The sequence below is a fragment of the Saccharopolyspora sp. NPDC002686 genome (assembly GCF_040295745.1).
Classification (GTDB): domain Bacteria; phylum Actinomycetota; class Actinomycetes; order Mycobacteriales; family Pseudonocardiaceae; genus Saccharopolyspora; species Saccharopolyspora oryzae.
Genome location: NZ_JBEOVY010000312.1, coordinates 1 through 9,434, shown reverse-complemented (window position 1 = coordinate 9,434; position 9,434 = coordinate 1). Strand labels below are relative to the sequence as shown.

The following is a 9,434-nucleotide window of genomic DNA, read 5'->3' as shown; positions in this document are numbered from 1 at the left end:
ACCGCAGCAGCGGTCGCCGGCGGCTCGCAGCCTGCGGTGGCGGTGCAGGAATCCGCCACCGGCCCGCATCGTGCGGGCACGCCATTCCATCGGCGTCAAATAGCGGGCGCCGTGAGGAAAGGAAAGTCAAGTGCTCATCTCCCAGCGACCCACACTGTCCGAAGAGGTCGTGTCGGAGACCCGCTCCCGGTTCGTCATCGAGCCGCTGGAGCCGGGCTTCGGTTACACCCTCGGCAACTCGTTGCGCCGCACGCTGCTCTCGTCCATCCCGGGGGCGGCGGTCACCAGCCTGCGCATCGACGGTGTGCTGCACGAGTTCACCACGATTCCGGGTGTGAAGGAGGACGTCACCGACGTCATCCTGAACATCAAGGAGCTGGTCGTCAGCTCCGAGGAAGACGAGCCGGTGACCATGTACCTGCGCAAGCAGGGCCCGGGTGAGGTCACCGCCGCGGACATCGTTCCGCCGGCGGGTGTCACGGTGCACAACCCCGATCTGCACATCGCCACGCTGAACGCGAAGGGCAAGTTGGAGATCGAGCTCGTCGTCGAGCGCGGTCGCGGCTACGTCCCCGCCATGCAGAACAAGGCGACCGGTGCCGAGATCGGCCGCATCCCGGTGGACTCGATCTACTCGCCGGTGCTGAAGGTGACCTACAAGGTCGAGGCGACCCGTGTCGAGCAGCGCACGGACTTCGACAAGCTGGTCCTCGACGTGGAGAGCAAGCCGTCCATCACCCCGCGTGACGCGGTGGCGTCGGCCGGTCGCACCCTCGTCGAGCTGTTCGGGCTCGCCCGCGAGCTCAACGTCGATGCCGAGGGCATCGAGATCGGCCCGTCGCCCGCCGAGGCCGACACCATCGCGGCCTACGCGATGCCGATCGAGGACCTCGACCTGACGGTGCGCTCCTACAACTGCCTCAAGCGGGAGGGCATCCACACCGTCGGCGAACTGGTCTCGCGCAGCGAGGCCGACCTGCTGGACATCCGCAACTTCGGTGCGAAGTCCATCGACGAGGTCAAGATGAAGCTGGCCGGCCTTGGGCTCGCGCTCAAGGACAGCCCGCCCGGGTTCGACCCGTCCGCCGCGGCTGCCGAGTACCCGTCCGAGGGTTGGTCGGCCGAGGACGAGGAGACCACCCTCGGCTCGGTCGGTCCGGTCGAGGACAGCGGCTACGACGACGGTCAGGACTACGCGGAGACAGAGCAGCTGTAGCTGTGTTGCGCGTCCGGGGTTCCGGCGCGCCCTGAGAGGAGCAACCGATGCCCACCCCGACCAAGGGTCCGCGTTTCGGCGGGTCGCCGGCGCACGAGCGGCTCATCATGGCCAACCTGGCCACCGCGCTGTTCGAGCACGGTCGGATCACCACCACCGAGGCGAAGGCGAAGCGGCTGCGGCCGCTGGCCGAGCGGCTGATCACCAAGGCCAAGAAGGGTGACCTGCACAACCGTCGCGAGGTCCTGAAGACCATCCGCGACAAGGACGTCGTGCACAAGCTCTTCGCCGAGATCGGCCCGCACTTCGCGGAGCGCCCCGGCGGTTACACCCGCGTCATCAAGACGATGCCGCGCAAGGGTGACAACGCGAAGATGGCCGTCATCGCGCTGGTGACCGAGCAGCTGGTCACCACCGAGGCGGAGGCCGCCCGCGGCACGAAGTTCGCCAAGGACGAGCCGAAGGCCGAGACGACCGAGGCTCCGGCCGAGGTCGCCGAGACCGAGGCCCAGGCCGAGGACACCGCCGCCGAGAAGAAGGACGAGTCCTGATTCCGGCTAGCAGTGCTGTGAACGAGCCCGTCGCTCCCGCTGGGGAGGGCGGGCTCGTTCGCGTGCGCCTTGACGTGTCCTACGACGGTACGGACTTCTGCGGCTGGGCCAAGCAGCCGGGTCAGCGCACCGTGCAGGGACTGGTCGAGGACGCGCTGGCGAAGCAGCCGCCGGGCCGGTCGGTGCCGCGCTCGGTGGTGGTGGCCGGTCGCACGGACTCCGGGGTGCACGCCTCGGGTCAGGTCGTGCACGTCGACGTGGTGCCGCACGAGGACGGCGGCAGCCGGGTTCCCGTTGACGCGCAAGGCATTCCGGACCTCGGGCGGATGGTGCACCGGTGGAACCGGATCCTGCCCGCGGACGTGCGGATGCTGGGCGCGCGAGTGGTCCCGCAGGCCTTCGACGCCCGTTTTTCGGCGCTGCGGCGCCACTACCGCTACCAGGTGTCCGACGCGCCGTGGGGTGTTGACCCGCTGCGCCGCCGGGACACCCTCGCCTGGAACCGCCCGCTGGACGTGGACGCGCTCAACGCGGCGTCCCGAGAACTGCTGGGCCTCAACGACTTCGCGGCGTACTGCAAGCCGCGCGAAGGCGCGACCACGGTGCGCGAGCTCCAGCGCTTCGAGTGGGAGCGCCTCGACGACCACCTGATCGCCGTGCACGTGAGCGCGGACGCCTTCTGCCACTCGATGGTCCGCAGCCTGGTGGGCACCCTCCTGATGGTCGGCGACGGCCGCCGCCCCCGCCCCTGGCCGGGGCAGGTCCTGGAGTCGGAAACCCGCACCACGGCGGTGGCCCCGGCCCACGGCCTGACCCTGACGGCGGTCGACTACCCGCCGGACGAGGAGCTCGAAGCCCGAGCCGCCCAGACCCGGGCCGTCCGCACCCGCCCCTGACCGGTTCACCCGGTTCCGCTCCGCAAATTCCATTGAAATTGGATGTCCGATTTCCATTGAATTTGCGTTCCCCCGGAGCCTCAGCCGGGCGTGGCCATTGCGGTGAGGTCGTGGGCGAGGTGTTGGGCCGCTTGGCGGAGTTCTGGGGGTCGAGGACTTCCGCTTCGAAGCCGAGGCGGGCTATGTGCATGGCCGGCCAGGCTGGAAAGGCCTCCCTCGATCAGGTGCCGATCCTTCAGTCCGGACTGAAGGCAGTTTCAATTGAAACTGTGATCCGCCGTGCCTGGGATCTGCAGTTTCAATTGAAACTGCAGTCCCCTCGACGTGTCGGGACCTGGACATGCCGGGGTGTGTCGGTGTCGGACACGCCGGTGGTTGTGGACAGGTCCGGGTTCCTGTGGAGAACTTCTGCGATTTCAATGGAAATCGGACGTCTGATTTCCATTGAATTTGCGTCACCGGGTGCTGGGTTCGCCGGTGGCCATGGTGGTGAGCCGGTGGGCGAGGTGTTGGGCTGCTCGGCGGAGTTCTGGGGGGTCGAGGACTTCTGCTTCGAAGCCGAGGCGGGCTATGTGCATCGCCAGCCAGTCGAGGTCGTCCCCTCCTGCCGTGAAGGTGCACCAGCCGTCTTCGTCGTCTTCGACCTTCGCCACCTGGGGTGGGACCAGGTCGCGGACTTGGGCGGCGGTGGCTCGCAGGCGGACTCGGGCCAGGTGGCGGTACGGGGCTTCGGACGTGGAGTGCTGGACGTAGGCCACCGGGTCCGGGTGCTCTCGCGGGCGGAAGCGCCAGGTCGTCGCCGTCACTTCGCGCATCCGGTCCAGGCGGAAGGTGCGCCAGTCGTCCCGGTCGACGTCGAAGGCCATCAGGTACCAGCGGTGACGGGTGGCGACCATCCGCACCGGCTCCACCGCGCGCTCGCTCTCCTCGTCGCCGCGGCGGGCGTAGCGGAACCGGACGCGGACCGAGTCGCGGCAGGCGCGGGCGAGGGTCACCAGCAGTTCCGCGTCGATCTCGGTGCCGGGGCCGACGAGGGTGTCGGTGGCGCTGTGCACCGCTCGGACCTCGGCGCGCAGCCGCGGCGGCATCACCTGGTCGAGCTTCGCCAGCGCGCGCAGCGCGGCTTCGCCGGTGCCGGCGACCGTGCCGCCGGAGGCCAGGCGCAGCGAAACCGCCGTCGCGATCGCCTCTTCGTCGTCGAAGAGCAGCGGCGGAAGCCGGGTGCCCGCGCCGAGCTGGTAGCCGCCGCCGACGCCTGCCGTCGCGTGCACGGGGTAGCCGAGCGCCCGCAGCCGCTCCACGTCGCGCCGCACGGAGCGATCGGTGACTCCCAGCTCAGCGGCCAGCTCGGTGGCGGTCCAGGACGGTCTCCGCTGGAGCAGCGCCAGCAACCGCAGAACCCGTTCGGCCGTCACAGTCCCGCCTCTCCGCGATTTTTCAGTGGTGGTTGCGTCTGGATTGATCTCGCCTTTTGCGGTTTCTTGTGGCTGAGTTGCGTCACGGTCCCCTGAGGGTCGGCACAAGGGGGCCATGCGCGGATCCTCGCACGAATCACGGAAGGTACCTGTCCGCAATATCGGTGACGATGGGCGCATGACCGATCAGCTCTGGAACTCGCTGCTCCGGGATCAGTTCACCTGGCACTGGACCGAGCAGCTGCGGCCGCGCCTCGACGGCCTCACCGACGACGAGTACTTCTGGGAGCCCGTGCCCGACTGCTGGAACGTGCGTCCGCGCGGCACCGGCACCGCTCAGATGCAGGCCGGTTCGGGTGCGATGACCATCGACTTCGCGTTCCCGGAACCGGTGCCGGCGCCGTTCACGACCATCGCCTGGCGGCTCGGGCACGTGATCGTCGGCGTCCTCGCGATGCGCAACGCCTCGCACTTCGGCCGCACGCCCACCGACTACGAGTCGTTCGAGTACGCGGAGACCGCCGCTGACGCGCTGGAGCAGCTCGACGCGGAGTGCGCCATGTGGCTCGCCGGGGTCGAAGCCCTCGGCGAAGCCGGACTCGCCGAACCGTGTGGGTCGGCGGAAGGACCGTGGGCCGAGCGCTCGATGGCGGAGCTGGTGCTGCACATCCACCGCGAGCTCATCCACCACCTGTCCGAGGTGTGCCTGCTGCGCGACCTCCACGTGCACGCGAAAGGGCCCCTCCGATGAGCCGCGAGTTCCAGGTCACCATCGACGCCCACGACCCGCGAGCCCTGTCGGTCTTCTGGCGCGACGCCCTGGACTACGCCATCCCCGGCCCGCCAGGCGCAGAGCTCGCCGAGGGCGCGGACCCGCTGGCCGCGTGGGACGCATTCCTGGAGCGGGTGGGTGTGCCGGAGGAGCAGCGCAACGCGAGGTCGGCCCTCGAGGATCCGGACGGGCGCGGCCCGCGGCTGTTCTTCCAGCGGGTGCCGGAGGACAAGGTCGCCAAGAACCGCCTCCACCTCGACATCCGCGCGGCGCCCGGGTTGCAGGGCGAGGAGCGGATGGCGGCGCTGGAAGCCGAATGCGACCGCCTCGTCGGGCTCGGTGCGACCCGGGTGAGCCGCCACGAGCCCGAACCGCCGTTCGGCGGCGGGCACATCGTGATGGCCGATCCGGAGGGCAACGAGTTCTGCCTCGACTGACCACTTCGGACGATCAGCCCGGGTGTCGCACCGATGAGTCGAATCGGCGGGTAGTAATAGCCGCGAATTCCCGCAGCTGAAAGCGAAGAAGCCCCGACCAGCGAGGTCGGGGCTTCTTCGCGAGGGTTCAGGATCAGTCGCCGCGGCGGATCGGGCCGAGGATCTCCTGCTCCTTCTTGTTGGTCACCAGGCCGATCATCGTCCAGGTCATGTTGCCCAGGGCGATCACCTGGTCGTCCTGGAGCTGGGTCAGCTGCTGGACCTGCGGGTTCTGCAGGCTCCAGATGCGCTGGGCCAGCTGGGCCTGGTTCAGCGGGAGGCGCTGGAGGAGGACCAGGTCCGCCGTGTTCGCCGCCGTGCCGCTGCTCACCTGCGGGTGCAGGTAGGGCAGGACGTACATCGTGGTCTGCCACGGGGCGCGGGGCGGGAACAGCTCCTGCGGCACCGCACCGCCGTCGTGGATCACCAGCAGCGGGGTGTCCTCGGACGACCGGGGCAGGTCGAACGGGGCCAGGCGGCGGATCTGCACCAGCGGCACCGGCTTGCCGTCCGGGGTCTGCCCGGCCGCGCGCTCCAAGGTCTTCCACGCCGCCGGACGTCCGGTGGCCACGATCACCCACGCGCCGGTGGCCATCGCGCGCAGCGCCAGCTGCCGGGCGAGGTACAGGCCGCCGACGGTGACCATGCGGGTCGGGTGCGGGCGGAGGATCGACGCCGCTTCCGCTTCCTTCTGCGGGTTGGAGCCGATGATCACCCCGCCCCGGTCGCCGGACGGGCTGATGGCGTCCAGGGTTTCCGGGGTGACCAGGAATTCCGGTGCTGCGCCCTGGTTTCCGGGCACATCGATCGTTCTGCTTCGGCTCATGCCGCACCTCCGAGCGGCAGCGTCGCTGCGTAACCGGCCAGTTGCGAGCCGCGCAGCGGGGTGAGGGTCAGGCCGAGGCGGTGGCTGATCGCCTTCAGCCGCTCATCGGCGGTGTCCAATTCGGACGGTGTGCGGGCGCTGACCCGGACCAGGCCGCGCAGCCCGACCTCGCCCTCCTCGCCGACCGGCGAGATGGACAGCGCGATGCTGGTGGACAGCGCGCGGATGCCGGTGAGCGCGTTCAGGCTGTCGTTCATCTGGTTCGGCCAACCGGTGATGGCGTAGCTGGAGTGACCAACGCCACCGGCGGTCACGCCGTCCCACCGCTCCTTGAGGCCCACCGGGCGCTGCGAACCGATCACGTTGTGCAGCTCCGCCGAGGAGATCCCGGCCTGCAGCAGCTCGTCCGGGTCCAGCGGCCGGGTCGGAACGCCCTGGCGCTCCAGTGCGCTGCGGACTCGCGACATCGCACCGATCAGCGCGCGCTGCGCACCGAGGATGCCGCCGCCGCGCTCGCCGATCGCCTTGGCGCAGCGCTGCGGGTCCAGCCGGACCGCGATCCAGGTGGTGCGCCGCGCAGCCGCGGGCAGCCGGCCGAGGACCTCGAGGTAGGAGTTCAGCGCGGGCGAATTCGACGGCAGCGCAGCACTTCCCGGGTAGCAGTGCCAGATGGCCTGGATCGCGTCGAGCACGACACCGCGGTCCTCCAGGCACGGCTCCAGCGCGCTCAGCGGCAGGTTCGGTGCGCTCTCAACGGGATTCAGCAGCGACGGCGCGCCCTCGACCTGGAGGACGCCGGTCCACTTGCCGTTGTGCCAGGACATTCCGACCGGGTTGCGGTCGTGGTCCTGGCTGCGGGCGATCACCAGGTCCTCGACGACCAGGCGGAGCAGCGCGACCCGGTGGTTCTCGTCCGGGCCGATGATGCCGTCACCGTTCTTGTCCTCGGCCGGTTCCATGGCGTCGACGTCGGCCGGGTTCGACACCCGGGTGTGGTTGCGGCCGCGGTATTCGAGCACCAGCCCGAACCACTGGGTGAACCAGCGGCCGCGGCGCCGCAGCAGCGCGATGATGATCGACAGCAGCGCGATGCCGGCGCCGACCGGCAGCATGACGTTCGCCAGGTCGAGCTTCGCGCCGATGATCGTCAGGATGAGCCCGATGGCGAGGCCCACCTCGATGAGCACGATGTTGGCCGCAGGGATGCCGCCGAGCGTTACGCCATTGATGCGCCGCCGGCGCGCGCGGATGCGAGCGCGGGACGGATTGGCGGGCCCGGGAGCTTTCGGCTGGGCCGGATGTTGCGTGGTCACGGACATCCGTTCGGTCTCTCCCCCTCGCAGGTAGGTGCGGCTCTCGGCGCGCTGGGACGCGAATCTTCGATCAGCCGCGTGAAGAGAATACTGACGGACTAGGCGGAACCGCACCCATTCGGTATCTCTCTGCGACTATCCTGCGAAACCGTACCTCGGACGGGAGAGCTGTAGGCGAAGAATGGCATCAACACCCACAACCAAGTCACAGGTTCAGGCGTATCAGTTCGTGCTGCGCCGCATGGAGTCGGCGCTGGTGCGCAAGGACGCCGTGATGCTGCACGACCCGATGGGCTCCCACAAGCGGGCCACGATCGCCGGTGCGGTGCTGGCCGCGATCGGTTGCATCGGCTTCCTCGTGTGGGGTCTGTTCGGCGGCAAGGGCTCGGTTCCGCAACCGGGTTCGATCATCATCGGCAAGGAGACCGGCGCGGTCTTCGTCGTCACCTCCGACCAGCAGGCGGACAAGCGGCTGATCCCGATGCTCAACGTGGCGTCGGCGAAGCTGCTCGTGATGCAGCAGGGCGGTGCGCAGGGCAGCGGCGCGGTTCCGACCACCGTGGTGAAGGAATCGGCGCTGGGCGACTTCCCGCGCGGTTCGCTCACCGGTCTGGTCAACGCCCCGACCTACCTGCCCGACTCCAAGAACATCGCGGTGCCGTCCTGGGCGGTCTGCGACGTCGGCCAGGTCAAGGACTCCATCAACGACGCCCGCGTCGAGGAGGAGACCAAGGTCCAGACGACGGTGATCGGCGGTGACGACAACCACGGCGCGGAGCTCGCGCCGGACCAGTCGCTGTACGTCAAGGACCAGACCTCCAAGCGGGAGTACCTGATCTACCGGGTGCAGGACCTGCCGGGTCAGCCGCACACCCACGCGGTCAAGTCGCTGGTGAACAGCACCGAGACCACCGTGATGGACATGTACGGGCTGCGGGGCGCGACGCCGCGGACCATCAGCACCAACATGCTCAACGCGATCCCGGAGGTGCCGGCGCTGCACGTGCCGAACATCCCGCGGGACGGCGAGGCGCTGCAGGGCTACATGACCAACCGCAAGGTCGGTGACGTCGTGAGCCGGACGGTTCCGGGCCAGAACGACGAGTTCTACCTGCTGCTGCCCAGCGGCAAGCAGAAGATCAGCGAGGGCGCGGCGGCGGTGCTGCACGCGGCCAAGACCAACAGCAAGGACATCCCGAACGCGACCGGTGCGATCACCGACGCCGACGAGGCCGACAGCAGCGAGCAGGTCAACCTGTCCGGCTACCCGATGGCGGTGCCGAAGCCGGTGACCTTCCAGCAGTCCGACACCTCGTGCCTGAGCTGGAAGAACGTCAACGGCGACCAGAACATCACGGTGACCCTGAACAAGGGCACCCCGGCCGCCAAGGCCGCCGTCAAGCTCGCGCAGTACGACGGCACCGGCCCGATGGTCGACTACTTCTACATGCCGGCGGGCAAGGCGGCCGTGGTTCGCGGCGCCTCCAACGAGGCCGGTGCGGACAGCGGTCCGATCTTCATGGTGTCCGACCAGGGCGTGCAGTACGGCGTCAAGGACGTCCCGACCGCGCAGGGCCTGGGCGTGATCGGCGGTGCCGGTGACGTCAAGGCGGGGCCGTCGTGGCTCACGCGGGTGCTGCCGAAGGGCGACTTCCTCGACCCGGCGAACGCCAGCATGACCTACGACGCGGTGCCGGTCGGTCCGGGCGTGAACCGCCCGCCGGAGAACCCGAACAACCCGCAGCAGCAAGCAGGATCGGCCCAGGCAGGTAGCTGATCCTCCGTCCGGCACCGCCGGGGAGGGAACCGAACAGGCCGATTCGAACGTCCGAGAGAACGAGCGATCCGCCCGCAGCGCCACGGTGACGCTGCGGGCGGATTGTTGTAAGTGCCACTGAAGGTTTTCCATCCTCGTCCTGCGTGGCGGTGCGGGTGGCGGAACCTCAGCGCCCGCCTGGACTGCGGGTGC

The 9,434-nt window shown here is 69.3% G+C and carries 9 protein-coding genes; 6 read left to right on the top strand and 3 right to left on the bottom strand.

Translation table 11 applies throughout. The features are described 5' to 3' along the window. Positions 1–130: 130 nt before the first annotated feature. From ABTZ89_RS30445 to truA, 3 genes are read left to right on the top strand one after another with little or no spacing between them, the layout of a single operon-like run. Positions 131–1,216 carry a DNA-directed RNA polymerase subunit alpha gene (locus ABTZ89_RS30445; RefSeq protein WP_270947622.1) on the top strand — a complete coding sequence of 362 codons (1,086 nt, stop codon included), beginning with the start codon at positions 131–133 and terminating at the stop codon, positions 1,214–1,216. Positions 1,217–1,263: 47 nt separating this feature from the next. Beyond that, entirely contained in the window at positions 1,264–1,767 is a 504-nt protein-coding gene (gene rplQ, locus ABTZ89_RS30440; protein WP_270947623.1) for a 50S ribosomal protein L17, read from the top strand. Between the two features lie 17 nt (positions 1,768–1,784). After that, positions 1,785–2,663 (top strand): tRNA pseudouridine(38-40) synthase TruA, encoded by an 879-nt coding sequence (gene truA, locus ABTZ89_RS30435; RefSeq protein WP_351051147.1) that lies wholly within the window; start codon positions 1,785–1,787, stop codon positions 2,661–2,663. A gap of 455 nt (positions 2,664–3,118) precedes the next feature. Here truA and ABTZ89_RS30430 read toward each other — a convergent pair whose 3' ends face one another. Beyond that, positions 3,119–4,078 (bottom strand): helix-turn-helix transcriptional regulator, encoded by a 960-nt coding sequence (locus ABTZ89_RS30430; protein WP_351051144.1) that lies wholly within the window; start codon positions 4,076–4,078, stop codon positions 3,119–3,121. Positions 4,079–4,256: 178 nt separating this feature from the next. Here ABTZ89_RS30430 and ABTZ89_RS30425 point away from each other — a divergent pair, with 178 nt between their 5' ends. Both ABTZ89_RS30425 and ABTZ89_RS30420 read left to right on the top strand, forming a co-directional pair. Beyond that, on the top strand, positions 4,257–4,829 hold the full coding sequence (locus ABTZ89_RS30425; RefSeq protein WP_351051142.1) for a DinB family protein: 573 nt from the start codon (positions 4,257–4,259) through the stop codon (positions 4,827–4,829). Continuing rightward, entirely contained in the window at positions 4,826–5,287 is a 462-nt protein-coding gene (locus ABTZ89_RS30420) for a VOC family protein (protein WP_351051139.1), read from the top strand. Before ABTZ89_RS30425 ends, ABTZ89_RS30420 begins: the two co-directional genes overlap by 4 nt. 133 nt (positions 5,288–5,420) lie before the next feature. On the opposite strand, the gene ABTZ89_RS30415 is transcribed toward ABTZ89_RS30420, so the two are convergent. After that, positions 5,421–6,152: a hypothetical protein gene (locus ABTZ89_RS30415; RefSeq protein ID WP_270947628.1), complete on the bottom strand. Its 732-nt coding sequence runs from the start codon at positions 6,150–6,152 to the stop codon at positions 5,421–5,423. Then, the gene (gene eccE / locus ABTZ89_RS30410; RefSeq protein WP_270947629.1) at positions 6,149–7,471 is read right to left on the bottom strand and encodes a type VII secretion protein EccE; all 1,323 of its coding nucleotides are present in this window, start codon (positions 7,469–7,471) and stop codon (positions 6,149–6,151) included. The genes ABTZ89_RS30415 and eccE overlap by 4 nt, the downstream gene beginning before the upstream one ends. Positions 7,472–7,646: 175 nt before the next feature. Here eccE and eccB point away from each other — a divergent pair, with 175 nt between their 5' ends. Further along, a complete protein-coding gene (gene eccB / locus ABTZ89_RS30405) occupies positions 7,647–9,242 on the top strand; it encodes a type VII secretion protein EccB (RefSeq protein WP_351051135.1) in 1,596 nt (531 codons plus the stop codon). The last annotated feature ends 192 nt before the right edge of the window (positions 9,243–9,434 follow it).